The organism is Microbacterium suaedae (assembly GCF_003254645.1).
In the GTDB taxonomy this organism is placed as follows: Bacteria; Actinomycetota; Actinomycetes; order Actinomycetales; family Microbacteriaceae; genus Microbacterium; species Microbacterium suaedae.
Map to the genome: position 1 here is coordinate 15791 of NZ_PNFD01000006.1, position 19947 is coordinate 35737.

Below are 19947 nucleotides of genomic sequence, written 5' to 3' on the forward strand. Positions count from 1 at the left end.
GTGACGGGAACCGTGCGCATCGTCGGCGCGGGACTGCTCGGTTCGAGCATCGGACACGCGCTGCGGCAGAACGGCGTCGACGTCGCGCTCGCCGACACATCGCCCGCGCAGCTTCGGCTCGCGGTCGACTACGGCGCCGGCCGCGCCGCCGAGGAGGGCGACGATCCCGATCTCGTGGTCGTGTGCACGCCGCCCGATGTCGTCGCCGACACGATCGCCGACGCGCTGCGACGCTTTCCGCGCGCCGTCGTCACCGACGTCGCGTCGGTCAAGCTCGAGCCCCTGCGCGTCCTGCGCGAGCGGGACGTCGACCTGACGAACTACATCGGATCGCACCCGATGGCGGGGCGCGAGCGCGGGGGAGCGATCTCGGCGCGCGCCGACATCTTCGCGGGGCGTCCGTGGGTGATCTGCCGAGACGGCGAGACGCCGACGGCGGCGCTCGCGCTCGTCGAGGACCTGGCGCTCGACCTGGGCGCCGTGCCCGTGGAGATGACGCCCGACGAGCACGACCGCTCCGTCGCGCTCGTCTCGCACGTGCCGCAGGTCGTCGCATCGCTCCTCGCGGCGCGATTCGCCGATGCGCCCGAGCAGTCGCTCGCCCTCGCGGGCCAGGGCGTGCGCGATACGACTCGTATCGCGGCATCGGCTCCGGAGCTGTGGGTGCAGATCCTCGCCGCGAACGCGGATCCGGTCGTCGCGCAGCTCGACATGCTCGCGGCCGATCTGCAGCGCGTCGCCGACGCGCTTCGCGCACCCGATGAGCCGGGCGCGCGGCGGACCACGGCCGACGTGATCCGCTCGGGGAACGTGGGCGTCGAGCGCCTGCCCGGCAAGCACGGGCAGCGGCGCCGCTTCGAGTCGTTCGTCGTCATGGTGGACGACGCGTCCGGTCAGCTCGGGCGCCTCTTCGGCGATCTGGGAGAGCTGGGCGTGAACGTGGAAGACTTCCGGCTGGAGCACTCTCCGGGTGCCCAGCTCGGGCTCGCCGAGATCTCCGTGGATCCGGCGACGTTGCAGGCCGCGGTCGACGGGATCACGTCGCGCGGCTGGCGGATTGCGGGGACGAGTGACTGAGACCTTCTTCGTCGGTATCGACGGGCCCGCCGGATCCGGCAAATCGAGCGTGTCGAAGCAGGCCGCCAGGCGGCTGGGTTTCGGCTATCTCGACACCGGGGCCGTGTACCGCGCGCTCGCGTGGCACGTTCTGCACCGCGGCGACACGACCGATGATCCGGCTGCCGTCGAGGCGGGCTTCGACACCTTCGAGCCGCAGATCGGCCTCGACCCCGATGCGCGCACCGTGCGCGTCGGCGGCGAGGACGTCACCGACGCGATCCGCACGCCCGAGACGACGGCCGCCGTTGCGGGCGTCGCGAGGACGCTGCCCGTGCGCGAGCGGATCAATGCCCTGTTCCGCCGCATCGTGGCCGAGGCGCCGCAGCCCGGCGTCATCGTCGAAGGGCGCGACATCACGACCGTCGTCGCCCCCGACGCGCCCGTGCGGATCCTGCTCACCGCCCACCCGGACGTGCGGGCGGCGCGTCGGAGCGCCGAGATGGGCGCCGACGACATCGCCAAGGTTGCGGAGGCCATGCGCCGCCGCGACGCGAGCGACAGCACGGTCGTCGACTTCCTGAACGCCGCTGAAGGCGTGACGGCGATCGACACGACCCACCTGGATTTCGACCAGTCCGTCGACGCCGTTCTCGCGGCGATCGGCGAACGACGAGAAGGAGGCCTCGATGGCCGCTGACTACGAAGACTTCGAGCCCGAAGACGATCTTGCCGAGCGTCTTGAGGATCTCGACGACGAACTCGTCGAGGCGCGCGCGGAGACGCTGCGCCGCAGCCTCGCCGACTACGACCTCGATGAGGAAGACGCGGAACTCCTGGAGGGGATCCGCGTCGATGACGACGGCAACGAGTTCCTGCCCGCGCTGCCTGTGGTGGCGATCGTGGGCCGCCCGAACGTGGGCAAGTCGGCGCTCGTGAACCGGATCCTCGGCCGCCGCGAGGCGGTCGTCGAGGACACCCCGGGTGTCACCCGTGACCGCGTGACGTACAAGGCTGAGTGGCTCGAGCGTCGCTTCTCACTTGTCGACACGGGTGGCTGGGAGCCGAGCGCGAAGGGCATCGACAAGTCGGTCGCCGCGCAGAGCGAGGTCGCGATCGACCTCGCCGATGTGATCCTCTTCGTCGTCGATGCGAAGGTCGGCGCGACGTCGACCGACGAGCACGTCGTGCGGCTGCTGCGCAAGTCGAACAAGCCCGTGTTCCTCGTCGCGAACAAGATCGACGACGCCTCGCACGAGGCGGAGGCGGCGGTGCTGTGGAACCTCGGCCTCGGCGAGCCGCACCCCGTCTCGGCCATCCACGGCCGCGGAGTCGCCGATCTGCTCGACGCCGTCATGGCGAAGACCCCGAAGATCTCGGCCGTCGCGAAGCACGAGATCGGTGGGCCGCGCCGCGTCGCGATCCTCGGGCGCCCGAACGTCGGCAAGTCGTCGCTGCTGAACAAGGCCGCGGGGGAGGAGCGCGTCGTCGTCAACGACCTCGCGGGCACCACCCGCGATCCCGTCGACGAGGTCGTCGAGCTCGGCGGCAAGCTGTGGACGCTCGTCGACACCGCCGGCATCCGCCGCCGCGTGCACATGCAGCAGGGCGCCGACTTCTACGCGAGCCTGCGCACCTCGACCGCTCTCGAGAAGGCCGAGGTCGCGGTCGTCGTGCTCGACGTGACCGAGCCGATCAGCGAGCAGGACGTGCGCATCATCGAGCTCGTGCTCGAATCGGGCCGCGCCCTCGTGCTCGCCTTCAACAAGTGGGACATGCTCGACGAGCCCGAGATGGAAGAGAAGGAGCGCCGTCGCTTCCTCGAGCGCGAGATCGAACAAGACCTCGCCCACGTGGCCTGGGCGCCGCGCGTGAACATCTCGGCGAAGACGGGGCGCCGCCTCGACAAGCTCGTGCCCGCGCTCGAGACGGCCCTCGAGAACTGGGATCGACGGATCCCGACGGGCAAGTTCAACGCGTTCCTCACCGAGCTCGTCGCGGAGCACCCGCACCCCCTGCGCGGCGGCAAGCAGCCGCGGATCCTCTTCGGGACGCAGGCGTCGACCCGCCCGCCGACCTTCGTGCTGTTCACGACGGGGTTCCTCGACCCCGGGTACCGGCGCTTCATCCAGCGCCGGTTGCGGGAGCTGTACCCGTTCGAGGGCACCCCGATCGTCGTGAACATGCGCGTGCGGGAGAAGCGGAAGCGGTAGCGCTCGCGCTGAGGTACTGACATCGCGCTGAGATTCTGACGGATTCGCGAGATCCGTGGATATCTCGCGCGATTGTCAGATTCTCGGCGCCGCCCGCGCCGCGATAGCGTGACAGCGTGAGCCGAGCGCGTCCGCTGTACGTCGAGACGCTGATCCGCGCGCCCATCGAACGGGTGTGGGAGCTGACGCAGGATCCCGAGCTGCACGCCCGGTGGGACGCGCGCTTCACGCGGATCGTGCCGACGGGCGTGCGCGCCGACGGGGCGCAGGAGTTCCGATACGAGCTCGAACTGCCATTGCACACGATCCGCGGGACCGGGGCGTCGCTCGGCGAGAGGGAATCCTCCGGCGGCGCACGCACATCGGCGCTTCTGTTCGACACTGCCGACCGCCTCTCGCCGGTCGGTGCCGGGCGCGGATACTGGAGGTACGTGCCGCACCCCGATGGCGTGCGGTTCCTCACGGGCTATGACTATGAGCCGGGGCTCGGCGGGGTGGGGCGGATGCTCGACCGACTGATCGTGCGCCGGGTCATGTGGTGGCTCACGGCCTGGAGCTTCGATCGGCTGCGGATCTGGGCGGAGGAGGGCGTCCCGCCCGAGCGCGCCCGGCTACGCGCGCGGGCCGGGCGGTGCCGGGATCGTCCGATGCGACCCGCACGGGACGTCATGGCCGATGCGCCGGAGTCGCTCGGGAGGATCACCGCGAATGAGTAGCGGCGTGTTCGAGCGCGCCCTCGGTGCGGACTTCGCGCGCCTGCATCCGATGATGCGGCGCCGCTTCGGCGTGAGCATCGCGGCCGGGCACGGCTGTGTGGGTACGGGCACGATGCACGAGATCCGGCGCGGTCCGTGGTGGGTGCGCCCTTTCCTGCGATTCGGCACGCTGCGGAACATCATGTTTCCCGAGGCCGGGAGGAATGTGCCGTTTCGAATCGACAATCACGCCTACGTCGACGACTTCGGGCGCGAGACCGTCACGTTCGTGCGCACGATGGGGACGCGTCCGGGGCGGCGGCGGCGCTTCGACGCGACGATGATCTACAGCGAGCGTCGCGGGCGCGTTGTTGACTATCTCGGCACGCACCAGCACCTCGCCGTGGACCTCGATCTCTCGGTCACGGACGATGGCGGGCTGCGCCTGGTCTCGGGCGAGCAGCGCTTCTACGAGGGTCCGGTCGCGTTCCGCTTCCCGATGCTGTTCAGCGGGCGTGCTTACCTGAGCGAGCACTATGACGACGAGCGCGAGCGCTATGTCATCGACCTCGAAGTGCGGAACCGACTGGTCGGGCTGCTGTTCGGGTATCGGGGCGAGTTCACGTGCGAATTCCCTCTCACCACCGACGTTCCCGTCTCTCTGAAGCCGTACCGCGAGGAACGTCGCGAGTGACATCCGTGTTCCTCACCGCGCTCGGAGATGCAGCTGGGCGGCTTCGCCCGGAGGTGGCGCGCTACGCCGCCGCCGAGGGCGACGTGATCGGCGAGGGGATCTTCGAGGTCGCGGGGAGCCGCTTCGGGCGACTCGGGCTCCTGCTGCGTCCCTTCGTCGGGCCACGCTTGGTGCTGACGTCATCGGGGCGGGGCGTCCCGTTCCGCGTGGAGAATCGCCGGCGAGAAGGGCCGGTCGGCGGCGAGGTGCATGCCACGCGGATCTTCGACTTCGTCGGCGGGCGGCAGGTCTTCGCCGACGTGCTGCGCCCCGGGTCGGCGCCGGGGACCCTCGTGAATCTGCTGGGCGACGCGCATCGCGTTGAGTTGCGTCTGCGGTGCACGGTCACTGGCGAAGGGCACCTGCGGCTGGCCTCGGACGGATGCTGGGTTCGGATGGGCCGGTTGCGTGTGCGCCTGCCGGGCGTGCTCGCCGTGCACGTCGAGGTCGAGGATGGCTACGACGACACCACGGGGCGCCAGACGGTGCGGGCGCGCGCTGGGAACCCGCTCCTCGGCACGGTCACCGAGTACCGCGGTTCGTTCGAATGGCGCGTCGAGCCTGGCATCTGACAGGGAACGGTGCTTTCCGAGATGAGGCCGATGCGTCGGCGGGAGGCGGATCTTCGGCGAGGGGACATCTCTCGGCGATTCTGCCGCGTCTCGGCAATCGCCGTTTCGACTCCGGGCCCCTCGGGATCTCCTAGGCTGGGCGCGTGACTGATTCGCGCCCGCCGATGCCGAGGAACTCCGGGGACGCGTGGGTTGAGACGCCGGACGGTCGGCGCTTTTGGGGGAGCTTCGGGGCAGCTGGGCTGCTGGCGTTCGACCCAGCGCGCGGTGTGCTGATGCAGCATCGCGTGGGGTGGAGTCACTTCGGTGGAACCTGGGGACTTCCGGGCGGCGCGTTGCACGAAGGAGAAGCGCCGGTCGCGGGCGCTCTGCGCGAGGCGCAGGAGGAGGCCGGCGTGCCCGATGGGGCGGTCGTGCCGCGCGCGGAGCATGTGCTCGATCTCGACGTGTGGCGGTACACGACCGTGATCGCCGACGTCGCGGACCCGTTCGAGCCGGTGATCAGCGACCCCGAGTCGCTCGAGCTGGCGTGGGTTCCCGTGGACGAGGTGGGGCGGCTTGAGCTGCATCCCGGGTTCAAAGCGGCGTGGCCGCAGCTGCGCGCGGCGCTCGACGTGCGCCCGATCCTGCTCGTGGACGCCGCGAACGTCGTGGGGTCCGTGCCCGACGGATGGTGGAAGGACCGGGCGGGGGCAACAGGCCGGCTCCGCGGTCGCCTCGAGTCGCTGGCAGGCACGGGCGTCGACTCGAACGAGCTCGGACTCGACCTGTACTGGTGGCGCCCGATCATCGCGATGGTCGTCGAGGGGGCGGCGCGCTCGGTCGAGAATGGCACAGGATCCGTCGCGGTGTTCCGTGCGGAGCGATCTGGCGACGACGAGATCGTCACGCGCGCCGACGCGATGGTGCGCTCCGGGTTGCGGGTGACCGCGGTGACCTCCGACCGGGAACTGTGCGGACGCCTCGAGCAGATCGGCGCGGAGGTGCGGGGTGCGCGTTGGCTGCGCGATCAGCTGCCGACCGGCGCTGACGCGGGCGTGTGGGACACAACCGCTGAGGTCGGCGCGTGGGGCGTCACGGGCGTCATGGCGATGTTGAGCGCGTTCCTGCAGTAGCGCGCCGCGTACTGGGCGTCCGCGAGGCCGTACGCGTTCGTTCGCGGGTGCGGAATGGTTGTTCCGAGGGGGCGAACTGACCACGCGGCACCCGCGAAACGCGGCAGGGACGTCAGTAGCTGCGCGGATCCCGCCCGTGCAGCCGGTCGATCTCGCGACGCTCGCGCTTCGTCGGGCGGCCGGATCCGCGGTCGCGCGTGACGATCGGCGCGACGAACTCGCGCGGAGGCGGGGGAGGAGTGCGATCCTCGAACGCCTCCTTTGCGACCGGGGCGCCGACGCGCTTGAGCAGCAGCTTCTTCACGCCGAGGATCCGATCGAAGCCCTGGATTCGCGCCCGCACCTCGTCGCCCACCTTGAGCGAGTACGAGGCCTTGACGGGATCCCCGTTGACGCGCACATGGCCGCCACGGATCGCGGTGGTCGCGGCCGATCGAGTCTTGTAGACGCGCACGGCCCACAGCCACACGTCCACGCGTACGGATGCCGGTTCGGTCATCCGTCCATTGTGGCGCAGAGGGTGGGGCGCAGCCCCTGCTTCGTGATTCCGCGCGGTGTGCCGGACGCGCCCGGCGGCGCCCGTGATTCGCACCGTCGTGAGGCGTCGGGTAGACTTGTGGAGTTGCCCGCGCGGCAGCATGAAGTGAACAACGGGATGTGGCGCAGCTTGGTAGCGCACCTGACTGGGGGTCAGGGGGTCGCAGGTTCAAATCCTGTCATCCCGACAGTGAGCGTGAGGGGCAGGGATGCATTTCTCTGCCCCTCACGTTTTGTGTCGACGAACGGACGTCGCGATCGCCGTGTCTACACGGCGGATGAGATCGACGACTTCTTCATCATCGACGGCGACTTCACGTTCTATCTGATCCCGCTCGAGGCGATGCGCGGAATGCACTACGTCCATCTCAGGGCGTACGAGCAGTACCGGGTGAGGAATGGGGGAGGGTGAAGCTGGCGGAGCTGGAGTTGTAGATCATCAGCGAGTGGATGCACGGCTCGCTCGGCCACCTCGCGACGTGGTCAAGTCCGGGTCTGCTCAACGAATGGGTGACATCTGAGATGGCGTGCCCGGAGGGCGCGCCTGGAAGGAAGACACCATGCCCGCTCCCTACCCTCTGGAGTTCCGCGACAACGTCGTTCGCGACGCGGAGAACCGTGAGCCCGGCGTCACGATCGAGCAGATCGCGACGGACTTCGCGTTCACCCCATGACGCTGCAGAAGTGGCTCCAACGCGCTCGCATCGACCGCGGCGACACGGATCCGACCGCCGCGATGCCGACCACGGCGCAGACCGAGCAGCTGCGGGAGGCGAACAAGCGGATCCGTCTCCTCGAGCAGGAGAACGAGGTCCTCCGCCGAGCGACCGCGTGTCTGTCCCAGGCGCATCTGCCGGGAAATGGCTCTACCCGCTCGTGACGGAGCTCGCCGTCGACGGGATCCCCGTCGCGGTGACGTGCCGGGTACTGAAGCTCGCTCGCCAGCCGTACTGCCGCTGGCTGAAGAGCCCAATCACCGAGGCTGAGCTGACCGAGGCGTATCGCGCGAGCGCGCTGTTCGGCGCCCACCGGGACGATCCCGAGTTAGGGCACCGATCCCTCCCTGACGAAGCCCGTAACGCCGGGGGAGGCGATGTCGGACCGGACGGCGTGGAAGATCACCTCGCAGAATGGCTGGTGGTCGGCGTTCGGGAAGAAGAAGGCCCGCGGGGCGGGCAAGAGGCCTGGTCCGCCCGTGCACGACGATCTCGTGCAACGAGAGTTCGTCGCCGATGCGCCGAACCGGCTGTGGCTGACGGACATCACCGAGCACAAGACCGGCGAGGGCAAGCTCTACCTCTGCGCGATCAAGGACGCCTTCTCCGGCAAGATCGTCGGCTACTCGATCGACTCGAGGATGAAGTCCCGCCTGGTCGTGAACGCCATCGATAACGCGGTCGCGCTGCGCGGCAACGTCGCCGGCTGTGTCGTTCACAGCGATAGAGGCAGTCAGTTTCGCGCTCGGAAGACCGTGCGCGCGCTGGCCCGTCACAGCCTGGTCGGATCGATGGGCAGAGTTGGCGCGGCCGGCGACAACGCTGCGATGGAATCGTTCTTCAGCCTCCTGCAGAAGAATGTCCTCAACCGGCGCTCCTGGGCGACGCGCGAGGAACTGCGCATCGCGATCGTGACGTGGATCGAACGCACCTACCACCGCCGCAGGCGACAGGCCCGTCTGGAGAAGTTGACCCCGGTCGAGTTCGAGGCCACGATGAGACCGTCCATGGCCCTCGCGGCCTGACTAACCCCTGTCACCTATCCGTTCAGCAGACCCGGCTGCCACCAGCGTGTCCTAGCTACATGGTTGGGTTGGGGCATGGCTAATCGAAAATCCCGGCGGCAGAAGGCGAGAACTCGTACGGCTCGTGTTCGGCGAGTCCCGCTCGATCCGCACAGTCAGACCATCATGCGGTCGGTCGACCGCCACGTGTCACTGGTAGAAGAGTTGGATGGATTCGAGTCGCCGCTTGACGAGCTTGACCGTCGTATCGAGGCTGAGCTGTCTATGCTCGACAATGAGCTGATCTCACACAGACCTGAGCGAGTTGTCGAACTCGCGCGTATCGCTTGCCTGCCCTGGTCAGTGGGCGGGAAGGTCAAACCGGACACCGAGGGCGGGGTCACTAAAGCCGAGATCCTCGCATTGCTCGCTCAAGCCCTGAGCATGGGTGAGGGTGATGGGTCTGCGGTCGACGAGCAACCAAACTCGCTCTATCAAGCAGCCCATGAGTGGGCTGAGTCGGTGGGGCGGCTGATCGAGTTGGCGCAGACGCGGGAGCTGATCGAGGTGCGTAGCCGCCCGGTGGACAGCCTGGACTTCCTCGCCTTCTCCGCTCGCTCTAATTCGATCTGGATCAGAAGCAGTTCGTACCCCGACATGGTGCGAACAACCTATGAATCATTGTTTGGGAAGCAGGAGGTGAGAACTGCGCTGACGAAACACCTCGGCTTCGACGCCGTCGACGCTATCGAGGTTCTCACGCGACTCCATGAGTTGCAGGTCGATGCCATGAATGAACGTTGGGAGGCCGGATTCCGTGCTTTGCATGACGAATACGAGACGTCGAACCGTGGACAGATTCCGACTGATGAAGAGACTCGAAATCGACTTCGCGCACTGCACAATCGCGGTTGGCAGCCGACCGCAGACTTGGTCGCCATCCCAGCTGCGGAGGTCGCAACTTCGCTCGGACAGGACGTAGCGAGAGTAGAAGCGGTACTGAGCCGCTTCGCCGTCGACACCGCGCACGCAAGCGCTCGCGACATCTTGGATGCGTTCATCGGTGGCGACAACTCGCTGCGCACGAACCCGGTGATTGCCACCGACCGAGGCACATTCATGCTCGTACATGATGCTTTGGTCCTGCCAGCGATCCGAGAGAACCTTGAGCAAGAACTCAAGGCGCTGCCCGAATGGGAGCAATACCAGAAGTGGCGTGGCACCCTTCTGGAGGACTTGGGGAAGGCGGTGCTCGAGAGCATGCTCCCCGGAGCGAGCACATATGCGTCATTCGACTATTTCGTTCCGGTGAATGAGAAGGAAGCCGAGGGCGACCCGGTCGGATACACGAAGAAGGTCGAAGGAGACATTCTGGTAGTGCTCGATGACGTGGCAATCATCGTCGAGGCCAAAGCGGTCGCCATCACTCCAGAGTCCAGAGCGGGGCAGACACGACGATTGCGTCGAGATCTGACGGGCATCATCAGCAAAGCATCTGAGCAGGCATCTCGGTTGCAGAAGCGCATAGAGGGTGACGGCGGTGTGAGGCTCCACCAAACCGGATGGCTAGATCTGTCTCACATTCGGGAGATCCACACAGTCGCTCTCAGCTTGGAAGACCTGTCCGGCGTGGCAACCGCTACGAGTGACCTTGTCGCTGCAGGCCTCCTCGAGGCTGAACGGATCCCATGGGTCGTGTCTATCCACGACCTTCAGCTCATCGCCCGCCTCGTCGACAGACCGGCAGAGTTCCTCCTCTACCTTCGTCGTCGCCGTGATCCGGAAGTATCGCTCGCCTACGCTGCGCCAGACGAACTCGACCTATTCCTCTACTTCTACGAAGCGGGACTGTACGTCGCACCTGATCCAGAAGTCATGGCGGCCGAGTTGCCCTACATTACCGCTCCCAGCGCTAAGGATGTTCGACGACGCAAGCAGCAGGGGCGGAGCATCATCGCGAGCCGAACTGATCCTCTCGACGCTTGGCACTACTCTGAGCTTGACCCTGAACGGCCCCGCACCGAAAAGCCGACACTGACCGGCTCACCGATGATCGCGTTCGTGGACGAGCTGCGGACTCGTGGAGCCTTCGGCTGGCTCAGTACGGGTGCGACGCTGCTGTCAGCGTCAACGAAATCACAGGCGGATATGGCCCGCATCCCCGGCAAGCTGCTTGCCTCGCCTGATCCTAACGGTCGGGAACGCACCCAGGCTGTGCCGATCGGTACCAGGCTCAGCAACGCCTGGCTGCTCGTGTGGATTACTAAGCCGGCACATCACACGCTCACTGATATCGCTGAGCTCGCCAGCAACTACTTGCGCGCGAAAAAATATCAGTTGAAGTTCAGTCGGGGTGCCGCCTTCATCTTCGACCAGGAGACCAAGGAACTCGTCGAGGTCGTCTATGACGGCACTATCCCGGCACCGGACCCGGAGATGGACCGGGCAATCGCGGGACTCTTCCCGCCTGACAAGGTGTCACCCCCGCGACCTTCGGAACGAAAGCCAGCGACTCGCCGCAAGAACAAGAAGCGTAGGCGGAGGTAGAGCCTCGATACCAAACGCCCTGTCGTCAATGTCAGGCCCCGACTGTCATGCGCCGGATCGCCGAACGGCGAGCACTTTGAGCGCGTCTAAACGTCGGTGGCGTCGGATACGCTCCTAGTGAGTCTGGTGCGATCGACAGCGGTCGCGGCTCGAACAGTGAGGAGAGCCGCACATGGCTGAGAAGAAGATCATTTTCGTTGCGTTCGCCATCGAGGATGAACGACAGCGGGACTTCCTGAAGGGGCAGTCCCTCGGTCCTCGCGCACCGTACGAGTTCATCGACATGTCAGTGAAGGAGCGGTACGAGTCCGGCTGGAAAGAGAAGGTCCGTACACGGATTCGCCGCTCTCATGGTGTGATCGCCCTCGTGGGCAAGAGCTCGCTCACCTCCGAGGGTCAGAAGTGGGAAATCCAGTGTGCCAAGGACGAGAACAAGCCGCTCCTTGGAATCTGGGCATACTCCAACGACCGTACTGTGCTTGCTGGTGTCCGAACGGTTGCTTGGAGCGACGCGAACATCTCCGGCTTCATCGACTCCCTCTGACATGTCCGACGTACGCAAGGCCCTCATCGTCGGGATCGACCACTACGACCACATCCCATCGCTCCAGGGCGCAGTGAACGACGCCTACAGCGTCAAGAGCGTGCTCGAACGCCACGCGGACGGTACCCTCAACTTCCCTCAGCCGCGGTTGATGACCGGCACCGGCCCCGGGGCGGCAGTCACGAGAACCGAACTGCGCGAGGCTGTCGAGGAGCTCTTCCGGGATGACGCCGAGATCTCAGTGCTCTATTTCTCCGGTCACGGCTATGTCGACGGGGCAGGCGGCTTCTTGTGCGCAAGTGACTGCACCGCCGGGCACGACGGACTCTCGCTGCTCGACGTGATGACCTTCGCCAACAACTCGCCGGCGAAGAACAAGGTGATTATCCTCGACAGCTGCCACAGCGGTGTAGCGGGTGGCAATCCAGCCGCTGCGCAGGTTGCCGAGATCAAAGAGGGCGTCACGATTCTTACTGCGTCGACCGCCGACCAGTACGCGATGGAGACGGGCGGCTCGGGAGTGTTTACGAAGCTCCTCGTGGATGCGCTGAATGGCGCGGCAGCCAACCTTGTAGGTGACGTGACTCCTGGTAGCGTCTACGCGCACATTGACCAATCGCTCGGCAGTTGGGCGCAGCGTCCCGTGTTCAAGACGAATGTGAAGCGGTTCGTCTCACTTCGGGAGACAGACGCGCCAATCGAGCTCGCCCACCTCCAGAAGCTCACGGTCCTGTTCAAGGATCCCACCACCCAGCTCCAGCTCGACCCCAGCTATGAGCCCGAGCGTTCCGGCAGCGAAGCCGAGTCGATTCCGGGTCCGGACCCGGTCAGGAATGCCGACTTCGCAGTGCTGCAGTCGTTGGCGCGCGTGAATCTGGTCCGCCCGGTCGGAGCCCCGCATATGTGGCATGCCGCGATGGAGTCGAAGGGATGCGAGTTGACCGTCCTCGGCCAGCACTACTGGGCGCTCGTGAAGCAGGACTTGATCTAATGTCGTCGCCCGATGAGATCCGTGAGGTGCTGGAGGATGAGCAGACCGTTGAGCGGCTCGCTGCGATCGAGCATGAGCGCTGGGCGCACTGGCAGCAGTTCGTTCACGACCAGTGCGAGCGTCAAGAGGATGGAACCCTATTAGTACCGGCCGAGTTGGCGGCACGCTGGCAGACCCAGATCGAGACCCCATACGCAGAGCTGCCCGAGCAAGAGCGGGAGAGTGACCGTGAGCAGGTGCGCAGGTATCTGCCCACCATAATCGACGCGCTCACTCGGTGATATTTTGTCTCGACCTCGGCGTTCTACCGAAGTAGCCCTACACGAACTCCTCTTCGGCTGGGCCGCGCAGCCCTAGCTTGGCGATCTCCGGGCGAAGCTCGACGCGGATGTCGTCCGGGTTCGGCCCGATGAGTACACGATCCATCAACGCGTTGTTCAGCTGCTTGCGGTCTGCGGGAGCCGCTGCGAGGTAGCGGTCGCGGGCGTCTTCGAGGAGATCGAGCGGATTCCGTTAAGTGCTTTCTCTGGAACGCGACGTCGTCGCTCAGGCGCTCCTGCTCGGCCTCGGTACGGGAGAGCGAATCGGCTAACTTGCGCTGCTCTTTGATGAACAGGTCGCGAGGCAGGGCGTCGGAGTAGTAGGCCTCGAGGAGCTTCTCTTGGCGCAGTCGGATCTCTTGGGCCTGTACGGCGAGGTCTGACCGCTTCTGCTTGGAGCCACATGCTTCATCCGCGAGCCGATCCTGCCAACGCATCTCGATCTCGGTGCGTCGGTGAGTGGAAACCTGGATCCGTTCGTAGGCATCCTCGACGCGACGCTCCACGTCGCCGATGCGCAGTGCGCTCTGCGTGCATCGCGGTGTGCCGTTCTGGCGGCCGGAGCAGACGAAGTAATCGTAGACGCGCCCGCTCTTCGACCGAGCTTTGTGGACCAGCAGCCGGCGTTGGCAGTTGAAGCAGCAGGCCGTGCTCTTGAGGTAGTTCGTGTGGATGCGGCTTCGTTCACCTTGACGCCGAGAGGCGAGGAGACGTTGAACGGTATCCCAGGTCTTCGCCGGGACCAGCGGCTCGTGGTTTCCTGCATGCTGCACGCCGTTCAGCGTGACGGATGCCCTTGTAGTAGGGATTCGTCAGCACACGATGAAGGCTCGCGACTGTCAGCGCCGCGGGGGAGCGGGAAGCGGTCGCCCGAGTTCGGAGTCCTCTGCCACTGAGCGCCGTGGCAAGCTGAGCGACGCTCCAATCGCCGATGGCATAGGTGTCGAACGACCAGGTGATGTGCGGCGCTCGTTCGCGGTCGAGTTGGATCGCTCGATACTCGCGTCCGTCCGCGGTCTGGCAGCGGACGTTGAGATAGCCGATCGGCGCCCGTCCTGGAGAGCCGCCCTGGATGGCTTCCTGCCGCATGCCTTTCATGACCTCTTGCGCGAGGTTGCGCGAGTAGAACTCCGCGATCGACGCCATGATCCCGTGCAGAAGCACATCGTTCGGCGTCGTATCGATCCCCTCTGTGCTTGAGATGAGACGCGCGCCAGAGGCACGAACCGCCTGGGTGATCGCGATGTCGTCGGCACGTGATCGAGCCAGCCGGTCGAGCTTGTGGACGATGACATAGTCGACGGAGAGCTCCCGCAGATAGGTGAGCATCCGTTGGAGCTCTGGACGGTTCGTGCTTCGTCCCGACTGGCCGCGGTCAATGAACTCGGCGGAGATGAGCGCGCCCAGTCTGTGCGCTTGCTTTCTGTTCGCCTCGCGCTGGGCTGGGATGGAGAAGCCGTCTCGCTCGCCACCCATATCTACTTGCTGAGTAGTCGAGACACGGACGTACGAGACGGCCGATAGCGGCGAAAACGAGACAGAGGCAGGGGAGCGGTGTTGGGATTTTTGAAGGGCGTGATTCACTTCAGCAAGAATGACGGCTGCGATGCCTTATCACGGATCGGCCAAGGGTCGACCCAACCAAGGTGGACTCACGGTGTGGACTAAGGAGACAATCCGGGACCTTCTCGACAGACGTTGGCACGGCTCCGCCGCGAGTTGCACCTGAAGACACTCACGGAGCCCCAACAGTGGTGCTCGCCTATGTCTATCGGGGTGAGCGTGCGCAGATCCGTACCAGATCATCTGGCGAGAATGACGCCCGTCGGGGCGCAGCGCTCGACCAGAACACGCCTCGCCGTCGGTCGCAGCTTGGCTGGCTATGCTGCGAGCTCAATCAGCTCGTTGGAGGCTCCTCTTGCGGGCACTGCGCGTTGAACGGGCCGCTTCGCGCAGGCCAGATCTGATGACACCCACTCGCGCAGCAGTCACTCTCATATCTCCTGGTTGTAGCGCCGCTCTTCACCGTCCCCGACTATTGCGAGAGTACGCGACTGACGTTGCAATCTGGCCCTCTGTGCCCTCCCCTGGGGACGGAGAAAGGAGCATCAAGGGAAGCGTCGCCGCCTCAAAATCGAAATCGTGGGGGATTAGAGTGATGAGAGTACCGGGCTCGACGTCGATGTCGAGGGCAACCGCACCGCTGTCGCTGGTGGTCTGATACTCGAACATCCGGGAGTACATCGAGGCTAACGTGCCTAGCAGTTCTTTCCCGCCGTCGTGTGTCTCGTCTGGTGTGAACCGCCACCGTACCTCGACGAGCTCACCATCGACGATGAGTGGAACCTCCTCTTCGTTCCAAGGGCCGTAGAGCATGAAGAACTGGATGATGCGCCGCTCCTGAGGGTCGGTGATCGGTACGCCTCCAGCGAGCAGTTCGACCGCGCCCACTCGGAACTGGACGCTTTGGTGCCCCTCCTGATCGAACCCCACCGTTGAGGATTCCGAGGGATCGCGACGCAAGACAAACTCGAGTGGGTAGGCCGTACCGACATACCGGTCGCCGAGTGAGGCGAGCTGATTGCGCAACAAAGCTTGATGAATAGTGATCCGTTTGCCGCCGCCCGGTCCGTCGGCGAGGTCGGCGAGGTCAACCAGTGACCAGGTAGCCATCGCTGGGATGTACAAAGCGAGGAACACCTCAGCGCCGAAGCGGTCGCCGAAGACACGTAGCCGAGCGACTTCGGAAGAAGAGAACTTGATAGGCATCTCGAGTGGATCATCGCGTCGCAAATCGACGTTCTTCACGTCGACGAGGATCCGCCGGCCGGAGCGCAAGTGTAGGAAATAGTCCGGTGCCTTCACGCTCTCGTCGGCGTAGTAGATCTCCCCAGTGTCGACGAGAGTCATCAGATCGCACTCATCCAGCGCGGCCACCAGCGACGCGAACAGTGCCTGAGCCCGCCATCCATCTACGGTCGAAGGTGTGCCTAGGCTCTGCGTCAGGTTGGTGCGCAGCTCTTTCACGAACGCGTCGATACGGGCGGGATCGGACAGGCCCGAGCCGTCTGTGGGAACGTCGATCCTGCGGTACAGGTCGACGCCGTCCATCGCTGCATTTCGAGGCAACTTCTTCAACACCATGCGCTGACAGTATCCGCAAACGGGCATTGGCCGCTGAGCGGAGGCTCGCGTGCATCACGAACGCTGTGCGACCGCAGCCGGCATCGGCGTAGATCAATCTGACTGCGTCAACTCACTGACCGCGCACACGATCGTGCTGCTCGGCGGTGTGGGAGTCGGCGTGGGCGTCGACTTCACGATGTTCACGCTACTGGCTCGTCAAGCCGTGCGCGCAGTTGCACGCGCCCACCATTCATCGACGGGCGGATTCTCATTGCTCGCCAGGATCTCCGAGTACTGGTTCGCATAGAGGCTATTCACAGGCGGCAGGTTGTGGACGCTCTTCGCGTCAACCAGCCAGCGGTCGTGCCATTCGCGGGTCCCATCGACGCGCCACTCGACCGTGATGCCCTTGAGCTTCATCTCCTCGCGGACGCGCTCGTAATCTTTGAAGCTCCTGGGGGATACGACACTCGAGGCGTTCCCGGAGATGATCCGAACCTCAGTGACCTTGATGGGGTCGAGCTCGTCGACCAGTTCCTCGAATGCCCGTGCGCCGAAGTGTTGGTCTGCCCAGGTGACGACGCTGGTCATTGTGCGGAGGAGCCTCCGGAGCCGGGCTACGTTCGAGTAGGGAGTGCGCGGCGAGATCATCGCGCTCAGGTTCGCGACCTCGCCCGCCTTGGCAGCGCCGGGGTCGTCCGGAAGAAATCGGACGGTCTTTTTCTGACGCGAGTAGACGATCACCCCGAGGTCGTTCATCCACCTAAAGGTCGGGCGCGCGAGGTCGGCGGTGAACTCGGGACCGACGACGCGATGGAGGGCGAGAAGGCTGACCGCGCCCTCCTCGGGGATCGCGGGATAGTTTCCAAGTTCCTGCGCAAGAACCTGGATCGGGAGGAGTGCGCGCAGCGCCTGGCCGAGGAGGCGGTTCGTCGCCTCAGCATCCCGGACGATGAATGCGGCGCGGTAGAGATCAACCCCGGCTTCCGACAGTTCGGCGTCGTTGCCGTCATCCGCTTTGAACAGGCCGGCAAGTTCGAGCACCGTCTTCGTGTCGTTGCCGCTGTCGACGTAGCCACCCGTGCCGACGTTCTTGATCCCGTCGAGGAGTACCTCCTGTGTCACGCTGAACAGGAGGTACCCCTCATTTTCAGACGGACTCACGCGAAGTGCCCTCGTAGCCGAGGGCATCGAGCACCCGCAGGACGTCTTCGACGGCCCAGCCGCTCATGTCAAGCTTCACGCTCAGTGCAACGGGTGCTGCACCAGCGGGCAGGGGCTGCACCGCCGGTGTCGGGGGCACGTTCTGGACGCTCGGGGTGGTGTCCACGTTCACCCGAGGCATTTGGGGCGCTGCAGGAGGGGTGGCAGGGGCAGCGGGTGACGCACCCGGCGCGCCGTTGTTCGACGGCGGGGTGATCTCACCGGCGGGCTGTTCAAGATCGGGAAGAGTCACGCCCGCGAGGTTCACCTGTCCGTCGTCGTTGACGAGGCCGGCGTACTTCGCACTGTCGACGAAGGTCTTCGCCGCTTCTGCGGCATCCTTCTTGGACAGTTCGTACGCATACTCGTACTCGCTCGCGACGATGCTCGTCTCGGGGAGTGACCCGCCGTCGTAGCGAGTGAGCACCTGCGCATAGGCGGCGACGCCGAGCACCGCGTCCTTCAGCGCCCTTGAGTGCGCGGCCTCGTCGGTGGTGTTCGAGAGGGCGATGCCGAGAGGGGAGAGCTTGACGGTAACTCCGTCAGCACCCTTGTCGACGACGTTGTACAGGCGCAGCGCACCGAGGCGCTTTGCCCAGGTGCCGCCGCTTGCCATCGAGTCATCCCTGCCCGTGATCGCGCGAGCGATAATCACGGGGGCCACGTCGGCCTTGCGCGCCGCACCCCAGATCTTCTGCGCGTACGAATCGATCGTGACGAGGCCGAGCTTCGGTACGCCGTTTTTGGAGCGCAGCCGCGCGGCTGCTTCGGCGGTGTCTTTCTGGTCAGTCGTCGTTGCATCAGTCATGTATAAACTCCAGTCCCAGCTGAATTCCCAGCGATGCGTGAGAAGGCGTCATCGCCTTGCCAGTTTTACCGGTATTATGCTCGGTATTCCCGGTAGTTCGCTCCTGGCGTACAAGGTGGGTTCCGCTATGACTGCTACCGCTTAGGACAAGGCTCCTTTGCGAGGGCGTCATGGTAGGAGTAACCTCTGGTCAGTGGTTGAAACAGTGGGCGTAGGTGGCGGCGGATGTGAGAAACCCACACGTGAGACCTACGGCGAGACCCTTGGCAAGGAAGTCGGGAGCTTCGCGGTTTTCAACGGTAAACCTTCGAGCGGCGAGAATCCCAAGGGTGATCTTCGTTGAGTTGCGATGCCCCGGACGACAGGAACCGGGCGCGGTTCCGTCGACCGCGTGGCGCGGACGAGCCTTTAGCGGTCGGCATTCGGTCGCCACGAGTAGGGCCATGTACCTGTGAGCGGGACCTCCGTGGCTCCGATCTCCGCCCCTTCGATCTAGGTCAAGGTAGGTGGCTCCGCGGCGATGTGGTCAGGCTCGTTAATGAACTCGAGGAAGCGTGCTCCCTTTGGCGAGGTGCGGGACTGGAAGATCCCGCTCCGGCTCATCATCGTGGTCAGCGGGATGGAAGCAAGCCCGGCACGGTCGAGGTCCGCGACAGCTTGAGTGACTGATTCCCGCCACACGCTCTGTCGCATGCCAAGCGCCGCACCGAGCGGGCCATCGATGCCGCCCGAGGAAACCCGGGAATGCGCCTCGTACAAGCCGCGGGCCTGAAGCCACTCCGCTGGGTTCTGGAAGTAGTGGAGCAGCCACACGTGCAACTCGTCGAAGTCTTCGACGAGGCGGACGAACTGCGCTCGCTCACTTGCGGAGAAGAGCGCCCACCCCCCGCCATTCGCAACGGCAGCGGCCAGCCGTCGCCGTTTGGATGAACTCGCGGTCTCCGCGGCAGCTCGCTGAGCACGCGTGACCCCAGCTATGAAGTCTTCCGAGCTAACGACATCCTCAAGAGTTGCGGAGGCGTCGAGGCGCTGCATCGTATCCGTGAGTGCGCGGGCGATCTGAACGTTGAAGTCGTGCTGTCGCTGGGCCTGGCGAGCTTCCAGGGCGTATGCGAGCGACTCCGATGCGAGCGGCCCGACGGCAGGGATTAGCGACAGAGCTGCGCGCCCAGCGAATGCGATCGCGTCCTCTGCGGGCTCATGTGGAGGGACGAGGCCTTCGAGATCATTCACACGCTTATCTTGCCTCACGACATCCGTGCGCGTTCGGCATGTGTGACCGGTAGCCGGTGGCTGAACGTGCGTGGAATCGCGTCGTGAGCCCTGGGCTGTCATTGCGCGGACAGGACGAGTCGTGCGTGGCGTCTAGTGCGCGTCTGCACCGCCAGCTGCTTTGCGCGATAGCGGCTCCCTATGCGCACGACCACCGATGCTTCGTCGGGTCGAGGCTTCCAAACGCGCCGAGCCGTTCGTCAACCTCCTGAATCCGAACGACACCACGCAGCTGGACATCGTGGGCGCTGGCCACCGATCAGCGATCCGCCAGTCCATCCGGATCCCGTGCGAGCCCGTCAATTGTTCTTGGCGTGAGTCTGGCCTGACCCATCAGGAACCCACCTTAATCACCCGCCACGACCCGCCACCAACCGGCTACACTCGTACCAAGCGAACCGCCCGGTTCCCTGTGAACACAAGGGGATCCGCGAGTTCCCGAGACGATCGGCGAAGACCGGAAATCGACCGGATCCTCCAAGGGGTCGCAGGCTC

Annotated in this window: 18 protein-coding genes, 1 tRNA gene and 1 pseudogene; 14 read left to right on the forward strand and 6 right to left on the reverse strand. The window is 65.3% G+C overall.

Annotated elements, in window-relative coordinates; translation table 11 throughout:
* From C0012_RS14585 to C0012_RS14615, 7 genes are all read left to right on the forward strand, one after another.
* Positions 1-1077, forward strand: coding sequence for a prephenate dehydrogenase (locus C0012_RS14585; protein WP_232527960.1), 1077 nt, complete (start codon positions 1-3; stop codon positions 1075-1077).
* Positions 1070-1756: a (d)CMP kinase gene (cmk, locus tag C0012_RS14590; RefSeq protein WP_110590405.1), complete on the forward strand. Its 687-nt coding sequence runs from the start codon at positions 1070-1072 to the stop codon at positions 1754-1756. The genes C0012_RS14585 and cmk overlap by 8 nt, the downstream gene beginning before the upstream one ends.
* Positions 1746-3269: a ribosome biogenesis GTPase Der gene (der, locus tag C0012_RS14595; protein WP_110590406.1), complete on the forward strand. Its 1524-nt coding sequence runs from the start codon at positions 1746-1748 to the stop codon at positions 3267-3269. Before cmk ends, der begins: the two co-directional genes overlap by 11 nt.
* Positions 3270-3385: 116 nt before the next feature.
* Positions 3386-3985 (forward strand): SRPBCC family protein, encoded by a 600-nt coding sequence (locus tag C0012_RS14600; RefSeq protein ID WP_110590407.1) that lies wholly within the window; start codon positions 3386-3388, stop codon positions 3983-3985.
* Entirely contained in the window at positions 3978-4658 is a 681-nt protein-coding gene (locus tag C0012_RS14605; protein ID WP_110590408.1) for a DUF4166 domain-containing protein, read from the forward strand. The genes C0012_RS14600 and C0012_RS14605 overlap by 8 nt, the downstream gene beginning before the upstream one ends.
* Entirely contained in the window at positions 4655-5269 is a 615-nt protein-coding gene (locus C0012_RS14610; RefSeq protein ID WP_162621951.1) for a DUF4166 domain-containing protein, read from the forward strand. Before C0012_RS14605 ends, C0012_RS14610 begins: the two co-directional genes overlap by 4 nt.
* A 143-nt stretch (positions 5270-5412) precedes the next feature.
* A complete protein-coding gene (locus C0012_RS14615) occupies positions 5413-6384 on the forward strand; it encodes an NUDIX domain-containing protein (protein WP_408631145.1) in 972 nt (323 codons plus the stop codon).
* A 112-nt stretch (positions 6385-6496) separates the two neighbouring features.
* Here the strand turns inward: C0012_RS14615 and C0012_RS14620 are convergent, their stop codons facing one another.
* Positions 6497-6883 (reverse strand): RNA-binding S4 domain-containing protein, encoded by a 387-nt coding sequence (locus tag C0012_RS14620; protein WP_110590410.1) that lies wholly within the window; start codon positions 6881-6883, stop codon positions 6497-6499.
* Positions 6884-7035: 152 nt separating this feature from the next.
* Here C0012_RS14620 and C0012_RS14625 point away from each other — a divergent pair.
* The 7 genes and pseudogenes from C0012_RS14625 (at position 7036) to C0012_RS14655 (ending at position 13004) form a co-directional block, all read left to right on the forward strand.
* Positions 7036-7109, forward strand: a tRNA-Pro gene (locus C0012_RS14625).
* Positions 7110-7156: 47 nt separating this feature from the next.
* Complete coding sequence (locus tag C0012_RS15515) at positions 7157-7333, forward strand: hypothetical protein (RefSeq protein WP_162621952.1); 177 nt, start codon at positions 7157-7159, stop codon at positions 7331-7333.
* A 148-nt stretch (positions 7334-7481) separates the two neighbouring features.
* Positions 7482-8662, forward strand: a pseudogene (locus C0012_RS15520) (IS3 family transposase).
* A 165-nt stretch (positions 8663-8827) separates the two neighbouring features.
* Complete coding sequence (locus C0012_RS14640; RefSeq protein ID WP_110590413.1) at positions 8828-11188, forward strand: preprotein translocase subunit SecA; 2361 nt, start codon at positions 8828-8830, stop codon at positions 11186-11188.
* Between the two features lie 172 nt (positions 11189-11360).
* A complete protein-coding gene (locus C0012_RS14645) occupies positions 11361-11732 on the forward strand; it encodes a TIR domain-containing protein (RefSeq protein WP_110590414.1) in 372 nt (123 codons plus the stop codon).
* A gap of 1 nt (position 11733) precedes the next feature.
* Positions 11734-12723: a caspase family protein gene (locus C0012_RS14650; RefSeq protein ID WP_110590415.1), complete on the forward strand. Its 990-nt coding sequence runs from the start codon at positions 11734-11736 to the stop codon at positions 12721-12723.
* Positions 12723-13004 (forward strand): hypothetical protein, encoded by a 282-nt coding sequence (locus C0012_RS14655; protein WP_110590416.1) that lies wholly within the window; start codon positions 12723-12725, stop codon positions 13002-13004. Before C0012_RS14650 ends, C0012_RS14655 begins: the two co-directional genes overlap by 1 nt.
* A gap of 723 nt (positions 13005-13727) precedes the next feature.
* Here C0012_RS14655 and C0012_RS14660 read toward each other — a convergent pair.
* From C0012_RS14660 to C0012_RS14680, 5 genes are all read right to left on the reverse strand, one after another.
* Complete coding sequence (locus C0012_RS14660) at positions 13728-14627, reverse strand: recombinase family protein (RefSeq protein WP_162621953.1); 900 nt, start codon at positions 14625-14627, stop codon at positions 13728-13730.
* Between the two features lie 438 nt (positions 14628-15065).
* Positions 15066-16187: a hypothetical protein gene (locus tag C0012_RS14665; protein WP_162621954.1), complete on the reverse strand. Its 1122-nt coding sequence runs from the start codon at positions 16185-16187 to the stop codon at positions 15066-15068.
* Between the two features lie 198 nt (positions 16188-16385).
* The gene (locus C0012_RS14670; RefSeq protein WP_162622959.1) at positions 16386-17213 is read right to left on the reverse strand and encodes a hypothetical protein; all 828 of its coding nucleotides are present in this window, start codon (positions 17211-17213) and stop codon (positions 16386-16388) included.
* A gap of 106 nt (positions 17214-17319) precedes the next feature.
* Complete coding sequence (locus tag C0012_RS14675; RefSeq protein ID WP_110590420.1) at positions 17320-18180, reverse strand: hypothetical protein; 861 nt, start codon at positions 18178-18180, stop codon at positions 17320-17322.
* A 492-nt stretch (positions 18181-18672) separates the two neighbouring features.
* Positions 18673-19413, reverse strand: coding sequence for a hypothetical protein (locus C0012_RS14680; RefSeq protein WP_110590421.1), 741 nt, complete (start codon positions 19411-19413; stop codon positions 18673-18675).
* Positions 19414-19947 lie beyond the last annotated feature (534 nt).